Origin of the sequence: Bacillus sp. JJ634 (assembly GCF_036962285.1) — a bacterium.
Classification (GTDB): Bacteria; Bacillota; Bacilli; order Bacillales; family DSM-1321; genus Peribacillus; species Peribacillus asahii_A.
Map to the genome: position 1 here is coordinate 1 of NZ_JBALMU010000098.1, position 16546 is coordinate 16546.

Genomic DNA, 16546 nt, shown 5'->3' on the forward strand with positions numbered 1-16546 from the left:
TATTTTTATAGTGCTTGTTATTTTTCTAATTTATCTAATCTTATTTGACCGCAACCAAAAACGACACGCTATTTTAAGGAATTATCCTGTACTTGGTCGGGTCCGCTATTTTTTTGAGAAAATTGGCCCAGAAATGCGACAATATTGGTTTAACAGTGATACTGAAGGCAGACCATTTTCACGAGATGACTACGAACATATTGTCAAAAGCGCCAAATATAATCGCGATGTCATTGGGTTTGGTTCAAAGCGTGATTTTGACGAAGAAGGTTTTTTTGTTCGAAATGATATGTTTCCAAAATTAGCAGAAGAAATAAAAATGGATAAAGAAACAAGGGTTTTAACGAAACGATATATTTTATTAAAAGACCCGCTTCTTTCACAAAGGGAAGAAAAATGGGAAGATGAGGAGTCATCTGCTCATTTATTGCACGACGATGAAGCAATTGTCATTGGTCCAAATACAAGACATCCATTTATTTTAAAGGGTCTCATTGGTATGTCCGCAATGAGTTACGGTTCATTAGGACATCATGCAATCACTGCCTTATCAGAAGGTTTAGGGCTAGCAAAAGGAACATGGATGAATACAGGGGAAGGCGGACTCTCGCCCTACCATTTAAAAGGTGGAGTGGATATCATCATGCAGATTGGTCCCGCTATGTTTGGTATACGTGATAAAAACGGGAACATAGATTGGGATGAATTAAAAAGAAAAAGTGAAATTCCACAAGTAAAAGCATTTGAACTTAAACTAGCCCAAGGTGCTAAAACACGCGGTGGGCATATCGATGCTGAAAAAGTAACACCAGAAATCGCTGAGATTCGTAAAGTGGAGCCGTACAAATCAGTTGATAGCCCAAACCGCTTTCCTCAATTCGGAAATATAGCCTCCTTACTGGATTTCGTTGAAAAAATTCGGGAACATACAGGAAAGCCCGTTGGCATAAAGATTGTTGTCGGCGGAAATGATAGTGTGGAAGAACTAGCAAAGTATATGAAGGAAACCGGTAAAGGACCTGACTTTATTACAATTGATGGTGGTGAAGGCGGCACAGGCGCTTCTTATCAAGAACTAATTGATAGTGTAGGACTGCCAATTAAATCTGCTCTCCCTATCGTTGTATCTACTCTCGAAAAATACGGTGTACGTGATCGTGTAAAAATTATCGCCTCTGGTAAGCTATTTACTCCTGATCGAATCGCTATTGCTTTAGCGATGGGAGCAGACCTAGTAAACATTGCTCGCGGTTTTATGATTGCTGTTGGCTGTATTCAAACATTAAAATGTCAATCCAATGCCTGTCCTGTTGGAGTAGCAACGACTGATCCAGATTTGCAAAAAGCTCTTGTTATTGATGAGAAGAAGTATCGTGTAGTTAATTTTCTTGTTACATTAAGAAAAGGACTATTCCGTATTTCAGCAGCCGCTGGTTTAGATTCACCTGTTCATTTTGAGCCAAAACATATTATGTATAAAGATGATAAAGGAGTTGTTACTTCTTTAGAGCATATCCTTCATGATATCAAGCATCAAATCGGTGCAAGTTAACAAGCTCAAAGCTTCAACCAGTCTATTATCTAGGACATCGCTGTTCTATGATTTTCAATAAAATGAAATACCACAGCTCACTGAGGCTGCGGTATTTCATTTTTACTTTTATATTCCTCCATTTATATCACTAATCGTCTAACTTCATCGATTGATTTTGCCTTCTTTCCTGTTCTGCCATTATCTCGTTATCTTCAGCATTATCCCTCGTTACTTTTTGTGTCAAGATTGCACCTACTGCCACTAATATCATCACAGCAATATAATATCCTTTTTCATTTAACTGCAAACTGTCTTCATTATAAAGGCCAATACTGAATAAAAATACCCCTGCAAAAAAAGTGAAATAAGCTAATACTGTAAAAGCCGTTGTATTCCTTCGTCTGTATCTCTGCACGTCCATTTCCCCTAAACAGTCATTCTTAACTAAATTACTACTCATTGTGCCTCAATTATTCATTAAATCTGGGGAATTTGCCTAACAATCACTATAATAATTCTTGATGTACCATAGTATCAGATACGGAATGTCTTAATGCCTATTTAATACAGTCTAATTGGTTATTAGAAGTTTCTTTTCACCCTTAATTTTAGAAAATAGTTACAATATGGATTGGTTTATTCTCAATATAGTAGTATTTTTAATTGTATACTATTTTTCTATAATTAGAGGTGTCATACTGTATGAATCAGGAATTTCTATTTTTACTGCTATTAATCATAGTTGGCTATGTTTTCAAGCGATTAAATCTTTTAAAAGAGAAAGATGGAGAAGCGATGGGAAGGATTATTTTTAACATCACTCTCCCTGCTCTCATTATTGTTACTTTTGATACGGTGAGGATCGAGCCTTCCTTGCTGCTACTAACCGTCATTGTGTTAATTTATGGAATAATCTCACTTTGTCTCGCCTGGCTTGTCTTCAGAAAAGAGGAAAAGGAACTAAAAGGGACTTTATTGATGCTTGCTCCTGGCTATAATGTTGGAATTTTTGCCTTTCCACTTGTTCAAACCATTTGGGGAGCAGAAGGATTAGCCTATTTTGGGATGTTCGATGCTGGAAATGCATTCATCCTATTCGGAATCGTTTATATTATCGGAAGTTATTATTCAAAAGAGGGGCTAACGCTTAAGCCAAAGATCATCCTTAAAAAGTTTGGTACATCGATTCCACTAATGACTTATTTCATCGTTAGTATTTTAAACTACTGTCATCTGCATTTACCGTCTGCAGTCATTGATTTTGCTACTATTCATTCTATCTAAAGCGAATATGCCTTTGTCTTTCTTATTGCTAGGACTTTATTTAAATTTCAAGTTTGAAAAGCTGTACATCAAACCTATGATAAAATTTCTACTTTTCCGGTATGGTACAGGTCTGCTTTTTGGGCTTATTCTCTATTTTCTGCTTCCATTCAATGAAATGTTTAAATATACTATTCTAATCGGTCTTCTATTACCTATTGGAGCATCCATTTTACCATTTGCCCTTGAATTTAAATATAGCACCACACGTTTTATTGGTACGCTCACAAATGTGACCATTATCATTAGTATGCTGATTTTATATCTCTTTGCAAATTTTATACTTTAATCCTTATACATACTATTTCACATAAAATAATATCCTATTATGGTAGAATATAGTTTATGAGTAATGAAGATTAAGTAGATTGGAGAATCGGAGAATAATGAAACGATATTTATTAAAAGCAGGAGTACTTACTTGTTTAACGCTCGGCTTATTTTATGAAGAAGCTTCTGCGGAATCTACGCTAGCGTCTAAGTGTGAAGCGTACGGGGAAATCCAACCAAATCAAAACCCCTCTTTTCAACATATGAACTGCTTACTGACGAACGCAGCTTTAGAAGCCAATATTCCGCCTGAAGTTGTAAAAGCCATTGCGACACAGGAATCAGGTGGATGGCGACAATTTGATGAAAACGGCAAGCCTGTAATTTCTAATGATGGCGGAATCGGTCTTATGCAAATTACGAATCAAGCAAAGTATGATCAACAAAAGTTGCAAACTGACCTATCATACAATATCGAAGCAGGCATTGAAATTCTTAATAGTATGTATAAGCGTACAGATCTTCCCAAAATAAAAGGAGCAGACAAACAAGTTATTGAAAATTGGTATTTCCCTGTTATGGCTTACAATGGAATTAAGCCTGTAAACAGTCCGCTTGTGCAGCTTACTGGAGCAAAAAACCAAAATGCCTATCAAGAAAAAGTATTTCATCACATCGAAGAAGACGGTTTCTTAGGAGATACAACATTAGGGAAATTCCCTTTTAAAACGGATGACTTTGAATATGACCCTACTAGTAATAAAAATATTGTTTTCAGAAAAGTGGAATACAGCCTCACTGATGAAATCCATCCTTCTGCCTACTTTTTTAAAAAGGGAGATAAAGTTGTCGTAACAAAGAACAATGCTAACTTTCGGTTAAAACCTAGTACTCTCGCGACTTCACAAACAAAACTAAAGGAAAATACTACCTTAATCATCAACGGTACTTTCAAATATGATTTGTCCGCAACTAGTCAAAACCAATTTGTCTGGTATCCTGTTCAGACTGCAGACCAAAAATTAGCTGGATATATTCCATCTGCTTACATTACAAAAAAGCTAGATAAACCTTCTGTTAATACGATAGATGATAATGATACATATCTTTCCGGTAAAGCAGAAGCCAATGCCATCGTAGAGATAAAACGGAATAATAAAAAGTTTGAGCGCACACAAGCTAATGCCAACGGAAACTTCAAAGTCAAAATTGGTGTTCAAAAGGCTGGTACAAGCTTGACTGTAACGTTCAAGAATGAATTTAATGCAACAAGTTCTGCAACGACCGTCAAAGTAGTGGATAAAACACCACCTACCAAGCCAACGATCAGTACAATCAAAAAAACAACGAAAACCGTCACAGGCAAAACTGAAGCGTATGCAACAATTCAGTTAAAAGTAAAACAGAAAGTCATCGGAAGCCGGAAAGCGGATAAGTCGGGGAAATATACAATCAAAATCACACCGCAAAAATCCGGAACAACAGTAACCGCAACAGCAACGGATAAAGCGGGAAACAAAAGTAAACCAGCTACAAAAACAGTACAGTAAACGAAAGAGAAACGGCAGCAATTGTCGTTTCTCTTTCGTTTATTTTTTTCAATAAAAACGAAAACATATAATATTGACAGAATTTTAAATCTGTTATATATTATTAACAAATAAACATTAATTGTTATATAACAAAGGAGGAGAACAAAATGGAAATGTATCGCGAAGCATATGAATATTATAAAATGGCTTGTGAAAACTACGGAATGGAATCGGTGAATTTTCACCACTTTGTTAAACATTTAACAACAGAACAATTAAATGAATACAATAAGAAAGCTTACTAATTAAAAAGGACGTGATGACTACGGATCTCCACATAGAAGTCAAATAGAAACCCTGCCCGTTATATAGAAAAACAGGCAGGGTTTAATTATGTTTTAAAATAGTTTCTGCCTTTCACTAATCAAAACTTTAATCTGCAATAAAAAAAGACGATCAATTTCTTTTGAAGGGAATTGATCGTCTAAATGAGTAAAAAGAAAACAATCATCGCAACACGATTGCTTCCTATCTATACTATAAGGAGTTTGTCGTTTTTCGTCGATATGCAAATAATCATAGGAACTTAGTTGCACACTCTCATTAAACTGTACAATAATGTTACTCTTCCCCTATTGAATAAAGGATAATTATAAAAATCATCGAATTATTTATATGTATATACTTTCGAAAGGACTGTTGAATATGTACAAGTTTTTTGAATGTATAACATATATCTTTTTTGTTCTTTTAGGAATCATTACTCTACTGGAACTTACGTTTGACGTTAAGCTAATCGATAGCAATCAACCTCTATTCCTCCCTGTTCTAGCTATTTTTTCAATCCTATTTATCGTGACAGAAATTAATCGATTTACTGCAAAAAGAAATAATAAATTAGAATAGTATCACTCTTAGATGTTTTAACCATTTTCTCTTCTCCTATGATTAAAATTAGTATTTTTGTCACATTTATTTGTTCGAGTGTTATTTTTATATGTTATTATACCTATAAGGGCAAATTTTACGAAAGTAAAAGACGCAAAGCCACGGGCCTAAAGCAACAGATAGTTGTCATGGCAGCCGGGTTGCCAAGATATATTCTTGATTAAATTGAAGATTAAGAGTTTTTGGCTCCTTTTAAATTTGCCTAAATTTAGCAAACTAAGGAGAGAGTTATGTTTTATCCAACTGTATTAATTAACGAAACAAATGAAAGACACATTGTGAAGGACAAAAACTATTGTGTATGCGGCGCAAAATATAATGGTTTTTTCATGTTCACAAGAATCGACCTTAGAAAAATTAGGTTCAAACAAGATCAAGAAATCACTTGTCCAACATGTAAAGCACTCGCAAACCAGAAATGTTAGCCACATATTTTTAGTTCAGTTCATTTCTCCACGCATGTCTCTTTTGTAGCATTTGAATGCTCGTTGATTTTTTATCGTATGAAGTTCTTGAAATCGTAAAGACTAACTTAAGTAAACGTGTCTTGCTTAAGTTATCGATGAAAGAATGGAGTGGCAAATATGGAGAAAAAGAAAAAGCCTGTTGTAAATGAAGCAGAATTAACGATTCGTGCGAATTTGAACAATTTAGAGCCTGGGGATTCTGTTAAAGAGCATCGTACAGTAGAAACAGGAAACTTAATTTTGGCTGAAAAAGAAATCGGGCAGCAAAATCAAAATAATAATCTATAAAGTTTCCTTACCAACGAAGCTTCTCACGCTCTCCTCTTGAGCTAGTGGCTTCGTTTTTTACAGTTTCACCGCTGACAATACATAATAGAAAAAGCACCTTAATTTCGCTATTTGAAATTAAGGTGCTTTGAGTTTTTTTGTTATAACTTTATATTTAAGGTAAAACTGAACTTCCCATCAAATAACGATCTACTTCACGTGCTACTTCACGACCTTCATTGATTGCCCAAACGATTAAGCTTTGACCTCGTCTTGCATCACCTGCAGCAAAAACACCTTCAACGTTTGTTCTATACTCACCATAAGCTGCGGCAATTTTTTGATTTGTCGTTTCCACACCAAACTGCGTAAGAAGTGGTTGTTCTGTTCCTTCAAAACCGATAGCAATAAAAACAAATTGTGCTGGCCATACTTTTTCAGTTCCCGGAATTTCCTTGAAAATATATCCGCCGTTTTCGCCTTTTACTTTTTCCATTTGAATCGTATGAAGCTCTTTCACGTTTCCATTGTCATCTGCAACAATTTTCTTCGTTTGAATGGAATATTCACGTGGATCATTTCCAAATTTCGCTTCTGCCTCTTCATATGCATATTCAAGCGTAAAGACATTTGGATATGCAGGCCACATATTGTCAGATGTACGTGCTGTTGGCAATTTAGGATGTTTACCAAATTGAACTACACTGCGGCATTCTTGACGGAGAGCAGTAGCTACACAGTCAGCTCCTGTATCCCCTCCTCCAATTACAATAACATCTTGACCTTTTGTATCAATAAATTGGCCATCTGCAAAGTTAGAGTCTAGTAAACTCTTCGTTGTTGTTGTTAAATAATCCATTGCTAAATGAACACCTTTTGCTTCTCTACCTTCTATTACCAAATCACGCTGCTTTTGAGCACCAGTACAAAGAATTACGGCATCATACTGATCTTGAAGCTCTTTAGCTGTGATATCTTTTCCAACTTCTGTGTTTGTAATAAAGTCGATACCTTCTTGATTCAATAAACGAACTCTACGCTCAACCACTTCTTTTTCTAACTTCATGTTTGGAATACCGTATGTTAATAGCCCGCCAGCGCGATCTGAACGCTCATATACTGTTACTGTATGTCCGGCTTGATTTAATTGATCAGCACTTGCAAGCCCTGCAGGACCTGAACCGATAATCGCGATTTTTTTCCCTGTTCGTTTTGTTGGAATACGCGGGGTAATCCAACCATTTTCGAATCCTTTATCAATAATTGTTCGCTCAATGCTTTTAATCGTAACCGCTGGATCTGAAATACCAACTGTACAAGAGCCTTCACATGGAGCTGGACAAACACGACCTGTAAATTCAGGAAAATTATTCGTTTTTAGAAGACGATCTAACGCTTCCTTCCATCTTCCACGATACACTAAGTCGTTCCATTCAGGAATTAAATTATGAATAGGACAACCTGTTGTCACCCGATTGATTTCTGTTCCCATATGGCAGAAAGGAGTGGCGCAGTCCATGCACCGCGCTCCTTGCTGACTTAACATATCATCCGAAAAACAATTTGAATATTCTTTCCAATCATTTAACCGTGTGAGAGGATTTCGCTCTTCTGGTTTTTGACGAGTATATTCCATAAATCCTGTTGCTTTTCCCATGTTCCTCTCTCCTTTCCTATTGCATAACTGCTTCTAATTTTTTAACAGGTGCTTTTTTCTCTTGTGCAGCATTCGCTTGAAACGCACTCATAACCGCTTGTTCATCCGTTAAGCCTGCTTGCTTTTGTTCTTCAATACTTTTCATCATGCGCTTATAGTCTTTCGGGATAATTTTGACAAACTTCTCTGCAAGCTCTTCCCAATTTTCAAGAACATAAGCTGCTTTTGCACTGCCTGTGTAAATATAATGACTTAGTACCATTTCCCATACTTCACCAATATCATTCTCTGTTTCAAGTGACTCAAATTCAATCATTTCTGGATTGCATAAAGCTTTAAATGCCTCACGATCATCAGCTAGAACGTAAGCAATTCCACCAGACATACCTGCTCCAAAGTTTTTCCCTACTTCTCCTAAAATCACGACACGTCCACCAGTCATATACTCTAGACCATGATCTCCAATTCCTTCAACAACAACATTTACACCGCTGTTTCGAACAGCAAAACGCTCACCCGCACGCCCATTAATATAAGCTTCACCACTTGTTGCCCCAATTAAAGCAACATTTCCAGCAATAACATTGTCAGACGCTTCAAATGAAGATTCAGCTGGTGCCTTAACAATTAACTTTCCACCAGATAATCCTTTTCCAAGATAGTCATTCACATCACCTGTTAAATGAAGTGACATACCATTCGGGATAAAAGCACCAAAGCTTTGACCAGCCGAACCTGTAAAACGAAGGGTAATTGTTTCTTCAGGTAAACCTTCTTCCCCGTAGCGTTTAGAAATTTCACTACCAACAATTGTTCCTACAACACGATTTACATTCGTAATCGGCAACGTAATATCAACTGGGATTTGATTATCTAAAGCCGGCTGTACTGCTGGCAAAATTTCTTTCATATCTAATGATTCATCAATTTTATGATTTTGAGGCGTTTGGAATGTACGAATCCCTTCCGGTTGATATAAAAGAGTAGACAAGTCTAGATGCTTCGCTTTCCAATGTGCTTTAGCACGTTCACTTACTTGTAAAACATCTGTACGTCCAACCATTTCCTCTACTGTTCTAAATCCTAGTTCCGCCATTAACTCACGTACTTCTTCTGCAACGAAGCGCATATAGTTAACAACATGATCTGCATTTCCTGTGAATTTCGCACGAAGCTCAGGATTTTGTGTTGCCACCCCAACAGGACATGTATCTTTATGACATACACGCATCATTACACAGCCTAAAACAACAAGCGGCGCTGTCGCAAAACCAAATTCTTCTGCTCCAAGAATAGCAGCCATAACAACATCTTTACCTGTCATCAGCTTTCCGTCCGTTTCTAATACAACACGGTCACGTAAGCCATTTAACATCAATGTTTGATGAGCTTCTGCAAGTCCAAGCTCCCAAGGTAATCCTGTATGCTTAATACTTGTTTTTGGTGATGCTCCTGTACCACCGTCATATCCACTAATAACAATTACATCTGCAGCACCTTTTGCAACACCCGCTGCGATCGTTCCTACACCTGCTTTTGATACAAGCTTAACGCTAATTCGTGCATCACGATTCGCATTTTTTAAATCATGAATTAATTGTGCTAAATCTTCAATCGAATAAATATCGTGATGCGGCGGTGGAGAAATCAATCCAACACCTGGTGTCGATCCACGTACTTCCGCTACCCATGGATATACTTTTTGTCCTGGAAGCTGTCCGCCTTCCCCTGGTTTTGCACCTTGTGCCATTTTAATTTGCAGCTCATCCGCATTTACTAAATAGTGGCTTTTTACACCAAAACGGCCTGAAGCAATTTGCTTAATTGCACTTCGACGATTGTCTCCATTCTTATCTAAAGCGTAACGTTTTGGATCTTCTCCGCCCTCACCGCAGTTGCTTCTTGCACCTAAACGATTCATCGCAATCGCTAATGTTTCATGTGCTTCTTGGCTTAGTGAACCAAATGACATGGCACCGGATTTAAAGCGGCGAACAATTGAATCCACAGACTCCACTTCTTCAAGCGCTAATTTCGGACGCGTTGAATCAAATGAGAATAGATTACGTAAGAATCCAATTCTTTCTTCATTCGCAGCTTGAGAATATTTTTTATATAATGCATAGTCATTATTGCGGCTTGCCCATTGAAGCGTATGAATCGTTTCTGGATTAAACGCATGATGCTCACCATGCTTTCTCCATTGGAAGTCACTTCCAGTTTCTAACGTATCATCGTATGAATCAGCATAAGCTGCGTTATGACGAATCAGTGCTTCTTCAGCAATCGTTTCTAATCCAATTCCATCGATTTGTGAAGCTGTTCCAGTGAAATAGCGCTCAATGACATCAGAGCCAATTCCAACTGCTTCAAAAATTTGAGCTCCACGATAACTTTGTACTGTCGAAATCCCCATTTTAGACATTACTTTTACAACGCCTTCAGTCACGCCGTACACATATTTTCCAACTGCTTCTTCATAGCTAACCGTTAAGCTTCCATCTAAAGCAGCTTGTTTATATGTCGCATAAGCAAGGTATGGAACAATTGCATCGACCCCATAACCAATCAGTGCCGCAAAATGATGAACTTCTCTTGCTTCCCCTGTTTCGATAATGATGCTCGCTTTACTGCGATTTCCTTGACGAATTAACTCTTGATGCAGTGCGCTCACAGCAAGTAAAGCTGGAATAGCTGCTTCTTGTTTATTCGTATTACGATCAGAAAGGATTAACAAACTTACTCCTTCTTCAATCGCTTGTTTAGCTTTTTGGAACATATTGTTTAAAGAAAATTCTAAATCCTCCGAAAATAATGTATCGATGATGATACTTTTAAATTCTGGATAAGCATTCTCTTTTAATTGTGTTAACTGACCATTTGTTAAAATAGGCGTTTTAAGTTGAACTCGATGACAGTTTTCTTCAGTCGGGTGAAGTAAATTCCCTTCTGCACCTAAGAATGTCATAGTAGACGTCACAATTTGTTCACGAATCGAATCAATTGGAGGATTCGTTACTTGAGCAAATGACTGTTTAAAGTAATTAAACAGAGATTGCGGACGATCTGATAAAACAGCAAGTGGCGTATCGTTCCCCATTGATCCCAGCGGATCTTTTCCTTCTGTTATAAAAGGAAGCAAATATTTTTGAACATCTTCATATGTGTAGCCAAATGCTTTTTGACGAACAACCAAATCTTCCATCGGCTCTTCTTCGCCCACTTCATTGTTCAGTTGTACAAGTTGTTCATCTAACCATTGTTGATAAGGATAAGCCGCTGCCATTTCGTTTTTAATCTCTTCATCCGAAATAATGCGTCCTTCTTCTAAATCAATTAATAGCATTTTTCCTGGACTTAAACGCTCTTTATATAATACATTCTCAGGCTCAACGTCGATTACACCGACTTCTGAAGAGAAAATAATATAATCATCTTTTGTTACATAATAACGAGCTGGACGTAGACCATTTCGATCTAAAATCGCCCCAATTTGTTTCCCATCTGTAAAGGAAATCGCTGTTGGACCATCCCAAGGCTCCATCAGGCAGCTATGATACTCATAAAAAGCTTTCTTTTCTTTTGGCATATGAGGATTTTCTGACCATGGCTCTGGAATTAACATCATAGCGGCATGTGCAGGTTTCCGACCAGCTAAGACAAAAAATTCTAAAGCGTTATCTAGAATAGAAGAATCACTTCCATCTTTATTTAAAATCGGAAGTACTTTCGCTAAATCCTCACCAAAAACTTCTGACACAAACTGCTGCTCACGTGCTTTCATCCAGTTAATATTGCCTCGAAGCGTGTTGATTTCTCCATTATGAATCAGGTAGCGATTTGGATGTGCTCTTTCCCAGCTTGGGAATGTATTTGTACTAAAACGAGAATGTACTAAAGCAAATGCTGAAACAAAAGACTCATCTTGTAAATCTAGATAAAACGCATCGACTTGCTCTGGTGTTAGTAGTCCTTTATAAACAATCGTTCTAGTGGAAAGACTTGCAAAGTAAAAACGTAGTTCACGTTCTTCCGCCCAATGTTCTGCTTGTTTACGAATGATATATAATTTACGTTCAAATGCTAATTCCTCTTCAATGTCTTTGCTTGCACCAATAAATATTTGACGAATAGTCGGACAAGTTGCTTTTCCGCCTTCTCCAAGGTGTTTAGGATCAACAGGCACCGTTCTCCATCCAAGAACTGTTTGTCCTTCTTGTTCAATTAGTTGATTCACTTGATTTTCAATTTCTTTTTGTTCACCTTCATCGTTCGAGAAAAATAGCATTCCAACCCCGTAACGTCCTTTTTCAGGCAGGTTCATTTCTGGACATACTTGTCGGAAATAATGGTCTGGAATTTGTACCATTAATCCAGCTCCATCCCCTGTAAGTGGATCACTTCCTTGTCCACCTCGATGATCTAATTGGCAAAGCATATTCAGTCCTTTTTTCACAATTTCATGTGTTGCTTGTCCTTTTAAATGAGCGTATAAGCCGATCCCACATGCATCATGTTCAAATTCAGGACGGTAGAGACCTTGCGCTTTTGGTATTTGATTATAAGTCATGATTTATCTCCCCCGTTTCATTTTCTGATCTTAATTAATATTTTAAGTTTTCAAAACGATATAAACAATATATCATTTAGATAGAAACCATCTATTTTGTGAATGAATTAGCAAAAATATGTATATATTCTATCGTTTTCATACTCTAATTAGTTGAAGTGAAGGGTTTTTATCCCTCTTTATCCATTTTAGAATGCGATATTGATATAAATGATCCCTTAATGAGATTGTTTATATCTTATATAGATATAAAGGAAAAGTGAGGAAAATAATATGGAACTACGACAATTACGTTATTTTATAGAAGTTGCTGAACGAGAGCATGTCACATCTGCTGCAGAACATCTGCATGTAGCTCAATCAGCCATCAGCCTTCAGATTACGAAGCTCGAAGCAGAACTCGGTGTAACATTGTTTGAACGAGTGGGAAGAAATATTAAATTAACAGAAATCGGAAAGATTTTTTTAACGCATGCGAAATCAGCGATTAAAGCAATTGATTATGCCAAAGAAAAAATTGACGAATACTTATCTCCAGAAAGCGGGACCATTAAAATCGGCTATCCGACAAGCCTTGCTAATCACTTGCTGCCAACGGTTATTTCCGCTTTCAAATCGAATCAGCCAAACGTTTCTTACCATCTACGACAAGGTTCCTATGCCTTTTTAATTGAGGCTGTTAAAAATGGTGATATCGGTTTAGCACTTCTTGGCCCTGTCCCAACAAACGAACTCGATTTGGAAACGCATATTTTATTCTCAGAGGGTATTTCCGCTTTAGTTCCTTCTAGCCATCCTTTAGCTGAAAGAGAAAGCCTAGCACTTAGCGATTTAAGAAATGATGACTTCGTATTATTCCCAAAAGGTTATGTTCTTCACCAGATTGCCTTTAATGCATGTGAACAAGCAGGCTTCATACCGCATATTACAGCGGAGGGAGAGGATATGGATGCGATAAAAGGGCTCGTTTCAGCCGGCATTGGCGTTAGCCTTTTACCTGATGGAACGCTCTATAATACAACTCCTCCCTCTACAGTAAAAATAAAAATCGATGCACCGCGAGTAAAACGAACCGTTGGAATCATTACTTCTAAACATAGAGAACTAGCACCAACCGAAAAAGTATTTTATGAGTTTGTCAAAAAATTCTTCTCCATGCTGGAGCAGTATCAGTAATCAAAAATCAAAAAAGAGATGTAAAAGTAATGGAACCTCATTACTTTTACATCTCTTGCTTTTTTATCCTTTATTCAGCTTCCATTTCCTTGACTTCTCCATCTTCAACGACACCAAAGTGTAATTCATAATCAAATGAACCTGCTTCTGTAATCTTCGGAACAAGGTATGTTTTTCTTTCTTCTGGAATGGCATCCAATCCATCTTGGACATGTTCATATATTTTTTTCGGATCATCTACAGTTCCTGCTGCTTTCATTGCTTCAACAAATGCATGTAAACCTATATAATGAATACCTGCTTCTGATCCTGGATTTTCTTTGTATTTAGCATTATATTTTTCTTTAAAACTTGGAACCCCTGGTGCTTTCGAATAAATAAGAGGTAATACGCCTACTGCACCTTCTAGTACTTCATAGGAACCTGTTATTTTTTCCATTTCATTTAGTTTTGCTTGATCCATGACGATGAATCCACCTTTAAAGCCAAGTTCTCGTGCTTGTTTAGCTACTTTGGCCGTTGGCTCGGACGCACCACCGATAAAAAGAACATCTGGTTTCTTCTTCAGCGCATTCGTAATCACTGTAAAGAAATCTGTATCTTTCGCAAAGTTAATCGAAGACTCATAGACAACCTCTCCACCTTGTTTCTTCCAATAAGGTAATAAAGTTTCTGTCCAATCTTTTCCGTACTGTGAACTAGTTGGCAATGCCGCGATTTTGTTGCCAAATCGCTCCATCGCATAGTTTGTAAACGGCTCTACATATCCATCATATTTAGGGGGAATTTGTACAGTTAATTTGTTGCCCCCTTCTGTTACACTTGGTTCAGATGTATAAGCACCAATAATAAAGTTATCGACTTCATTAAATACTTGCAGAGCTAATACTCCGCCGCTATGTGGTGTAAAAATAATCGGTGTCTTATGCTCTTGAACTAATCGTTTTGCATTGGAGGCCGTTTCATTAGGGAGATATTTATCATCTAATGGCACAAGATTAATCGTATATGTCTTCCCATTCACTTCAAATCCGCCTTCATCGTTAATTTCTTCAGCAGCCATTTTTAAACCATTTAATGTTCGTTCTCCATAAAAAGCAGCAGCCCCACTAAGCGGACCACTATACCCAATATTGACGACCCCTTTTTTGCCGTCTTTTCCAGATGAACCACCTGTTGTTGAGTCACTGCACGCCGTTACAAATACTAACATAACGATTACACTGAGTAAAAACAAACCTTTAAATCGTTTCATAAGCTTCTCCCTCCATAACGATTAGTTGATTGCGGACTAACAGAGATGAACATTCCCTACTGATAGAAACTCCACCTTATTAAGCACCGATGTAAGCTTTACGTATACGATCATTCGCAAGCAGCTGTTCTCGCGTTCCCTCTGTTACAATCGAACCACTTTCAAATACATAACCTTTTGAAGCAATTTTTAAAGCCGCATTCGCATTTTGTTCCGCAAGTAAAATCGTCATGCCTTCCTGATTGATTTGCTGAATAACAGCAAACATTTGCTCAACAATAAGCGGCGCTAATCCAACAGAAGGTTCATCCAGCATCATTAGCTTTGGCTTAGACATTAATGCACGTCCAATTGCGAGCATTTGTTGCTGGCCCCCACTTAATGATCCCGCTGCGTCATGGCGCTTTTCATGAAGGATTGGAAATAATTCATATACATGTTCCAGCGACTGTTTAATTTGTTGTTTTTTTCTCCGATGAATATAGGCACCCATTTGCAAGTTTTCTTGTACACTCATCGCAGAAAATAAATTCCTTCCTTCCGAGCATTGAACGATACCAGCTTGTACAATTTTATCAGCAGAAAGCTTCAGGATAGAACAGCCTTGAAAAAGAATATCTCCTTGATGCGGTTTACTTAAGCCGCTTATCGCCCGAAATGACGTACTTTTTCCAGCTCCATTCGCTCCTAGCAAAACAACAATCTCACCGGACTTCACCTCGATATTCACATTTGAAATCGCTGTGAATTCGCCATATTTAATCGAAACATCTTGTAGTCTAAGCAATCGCACTCCCTCCTAGATACGCTTTGATGACCGCTTCATTATTTTTAATCTCATCTGGCGTTCCTTCTGCAATTTTTTCACCATAATTCAATACCATAATCTTCTGAGCTAATTTCATCACCATTTGCATTTTATGTTCAATCAGACAAACAGTTAAACCATAATCGACCATCTTCTGCATTAACTCGGCTAGTCCCTCTGTTTCATCTGGATTCACTCCCGCTGCCGGTTCATCAAGAAAGATAATTTCCGGGTCTGTTGCGAGAGCTAAAGCAAAGGCCACTCTTTTTTTCTCTTCTTGCGAGATATTAGTAATCATTTTATGTGTAATATTTTGTAACCCAACAAAGGTAAGCACTTCCATCGCTTTTTCCCTGCATTGCTTCTCCTCACGCTTCAAGCGCTTTGTTCTAAAAATGGCATCGAACAAATTCGACTCTGTTCGTAAACGATGACCAACCATAACGTTATCTAAAACGGTTGCTTGTTCGAAAAGATTCGTTGTTTGAAACGTTCGTGATATCCCTAATTTAGCAATTTGATTAGCTGGCAGTGTCGTAATATCAGTCCCCTTAAATATTACTTGTCCAGATGTCGGAGGATGAAAACCACTAATCAAGTTAAAGAAAGTTGATTTCCCCGCTCCATTCGGACCAATAATCGCATTAATTTTCCCTTTTTCAATCGAAAAATCAACATTATTCACCGCTACTAACCCACCAAATCTCTTCGTTAACTGTTTTGTTTCTAAATACATGGC

General features: G+C 37.5%; 12 protein-coding genes and 1 riboswitch. Of the genes, 6 read left to right on the top strand and 6 right to left on the bottom strand.

Annotated elements, in window-relative coordinates; genetic code table 11:
- Nucleotide 1: 1 nt before the first annotated feature.
- The gene (locus tag V7068_RS14595) at nucleotides 2-1552 is read left to right on the top strand and encodes an FMN-binding glutamate synthase family protein (protein WP_499713389.1); all 1551 of its coding nucleotides are present in this window, start codon (nucleotides 2-4) and stop codon (nucleotides 1550-1552) included.
- A 130-nt stretch (nucleotides 1553-1682) separates the two neighbouring features.
- On the opposite strand, the gene V7068_RS14600 is transcribed toward V7068_RS14595, so the two are convergent.
- Entirely contained in the window at nucleotides 1683-1949 is a 267-nt protein-coding gene (locus tag V7068_RS14600; protein WP_119116400.1) for a YiaA/YiaB family inner membrane protein, read from the bottom strand.
- A gap of 287 nt (nucleotides 1950-2236) precedes the next feature.
- On the opposite strand from V7068_RS14600, the gene V7068_RS14605 reads away from it, so the two are divergent.
- From V7068_RS14605 to V7068_RS14620, 4 genes are all read left to right on the top strand, one after another.
- Complete coding sequence (locus V7068_RS14605) at nucleotides 2237-2818, top strand: AEC family transporter (protein ID WP_499713390.1); 582 nt, start codon at nucleotides 2237-2239, stop codon at nucleotides 2816-2818.
- A gap of 425 nt (nucleotides 2819-3243) precedes the next feature.
- Nucleotides 3244-4677, top strand: coding sequence for an Ig-like domain-containing protein (locus tag V7068_RS14610; protein ID WP_499713391.1), 1434 nt, complete (start codon nucleotides 3244-3246; stop codon nucleotides 4675-4677).
- A 149-nt stretch (nucleotides 4678-4826) separates the two neighbouring features.
- Nucleotides 4827-4964, top strand: a complete 138-nt coding sequence (locus V7068_RS14615) for a hypothetical protein (RefSeq protein WP_164853163.1) — start codon at nucleotides 4827-4829, stop codon at nucleotides 4962-4964.
- 701 nt (nucleotides 4965-5665) lie between these two features.
- Nucleotides 5666-5755, top strand: a riboswitch (cyclic di-GMP riboswitch).
- A gap of 436 nt (nucleotides 5756-6191) precedes the next feature.
- Complete coding sequence (locus tag V7068_RS14620; RefSeq protein ID WP_182480545.1) at nucleotides 6192-6362, top strand: hypothetical protein; 171 nt, start codon at nucleotides 6192-6194, stop codon at nucleotides 6360-6362.
- 154 nt (nucleotides 6363-6516) lie between these two features.
- On the opposite strand, the gene gltD is transcribed toward V7068_RS14620, so the two are convergent.
- Both gltD and gltB read right to left on the bottom strand, forming a co-directional pair.
- On the bottom strand, nucleotides 6517-7998 hold the full coding sequence (gene gltD, locus V7068_RS14625; RefSeq protein ID WP_499713392.1) for a glutamate synthase small subunit: 1482 nt from the start codon (nucleotides 7996-7998) through the stop codon (nucleotides 6517-6519).
- A 16-nt stretch (nucleotides 7999-8014) separates the two neighbouring features.
- The gene (gene gltB / locus V7068_RS14630; RefSeq protein WP_499713393.1) at nucleotides 8015-12568 is read right to left on the bottom strand and encodes a glutamate synthase large subunit; all 4554 of its coding nucleotides are present in this window, start codon (nucleotides 12566-12568) and stop codon (nucleotides 8015-8017) included.
- Nucleotides 12569-12841: 273 nt separating this feature from the next.
- On the opposite strand from gltB, the gene gltC reads away from it, so the two are divergent.
- The gene (gene gltC, locus V7068_RS14635; protein ID WP_499713394.1) at nucleotides 12842-13744 is read left to right on the top strand and encodes a glutamate biosynthesis transcriptional regulator GltC; all 903 of its coding nucleotides are present in this window, start codon (nucleotides 12842-12844) and stop codon (nucleotides 13742-13744) included.
- Between the two features lie 70 nt (nucleotides 13745-13814).
- Here the strand turns inward: gltC and V7068_RS14640 are convergent, their stop codons facing one another.
- The 3 genes from V7068_RS14640 to V7068_RS14650 all read right to left on the bottom strand — a co-directional run bounded on the left by V7068_RS14640 (nucleotide 13815) and on the right by V7068_RS14650 (nucleotide 16543).
- Nucleotides 13815-14999, bottom strand: coding sequence for an ABC transporter substrate-binding protein (locus V7068_RS14640; RefSeq protein WP_499713395.1), 1185 nt, complete (start codon nucleotides 14997-14999; stop codon nucleotides 13815-13817).
- Between the two features lie 79 nt (nucleotides 15000-15078).
- On the bottom strand, nucleotides 15079-15786 hold the full coding sequence (locus V7068_RS14645; RefSeq protein ID WP_402917830.1) for an ABC transporter ATP-binding protein: 708 nt from the start codon (nucleotides 15784-15786) through the stop codon (nucleotides 15079-15081).
- Nucleotides 15779-16543: an ABC transporter ATP-binding protein gene (locus V7068_RS14650; protein ID WP_402917833.1), complete on the bottom strand. Its 765-nt coding sequence runs from the start codon at nucleotides 16541-16543 to the stop codon at nucleotides 15779-15781. The genes V7068_RS14645 and V7068_RS14650 overlap by 8 nt, the downstream gene beginning before the upstream one ends.
- Between the last annotated feature and the right edge of the window lie 3 nt (nucleotides 16544-16546).

What these genes read in the sequence shown, in the direction of transcription:
- V7068_RS14605 (WP_499713390.1), top strand. Translation starts at nt 2,237, where the DNA reads ATGAATCAGGAATTTCTATTTTTACTGCTATTAATCATAGTTGGCTAT.
- V7068_RS14610 (WP_499713391.1), top strand. Translation starts at nt 3,244, where the DNA reads ATGAAACGATATTTATTAAAAGCAGGAGTACTTACTTGTTTAACGCTC.
- V7068_RS14615 (WP_164853163.1), top strand. Translation starts at nt 4,827, where the DNA reads ATGGAAATGTATCGCGAAGCATATGAATATTATAAAATGGCTTGTGAA.
- V7068_RS14620 (WP_182480545.1), top strand. Translation starts at nt 6,192, where the DNA reads ATGGAGAAAAAGAAAAAGCCTGTTGTAAATGAAGCAGAATTAACGATT.
- gltD (WP_499713392.1), bottom strand. Translation starts at nt 7,998, where the DNA reads ATGGGAAAAGCAACAGGATTTATGGAATATACTCGTCAAAAACCAGAA.
- gltB (WP_499713393.1), bottom strand. Translation starts at nt 12,568, where the DNA reads ATGACTTATAATCAAATACCAAAAGCGCAAGGTCTCTACCGTCCTGAA.
- gltC (WP_499713394.1), top strand. Translation starts at nt 12,842, where the DNA reads ATGGAACTACGACAATTACGTTATTTTATAGAAGTTGCTGAACGAGAG.
- V7068_RS14640 (WP_499713395.1), bottom strand. Translation starts at nt 14,999, where the DNA reads ATGAAACGATTTAAAGGTTTGTTTTTACTCAGTGTAATCGTTATGTTA.
- V7068_RS14650 (WP_402917833.1), bottom strand. Translation starts at nt 16,543, where the DNA reads ATGTATTTAGAAACAAAACAGTTAACGAAGAGATTTGGTGGGTTAGTA.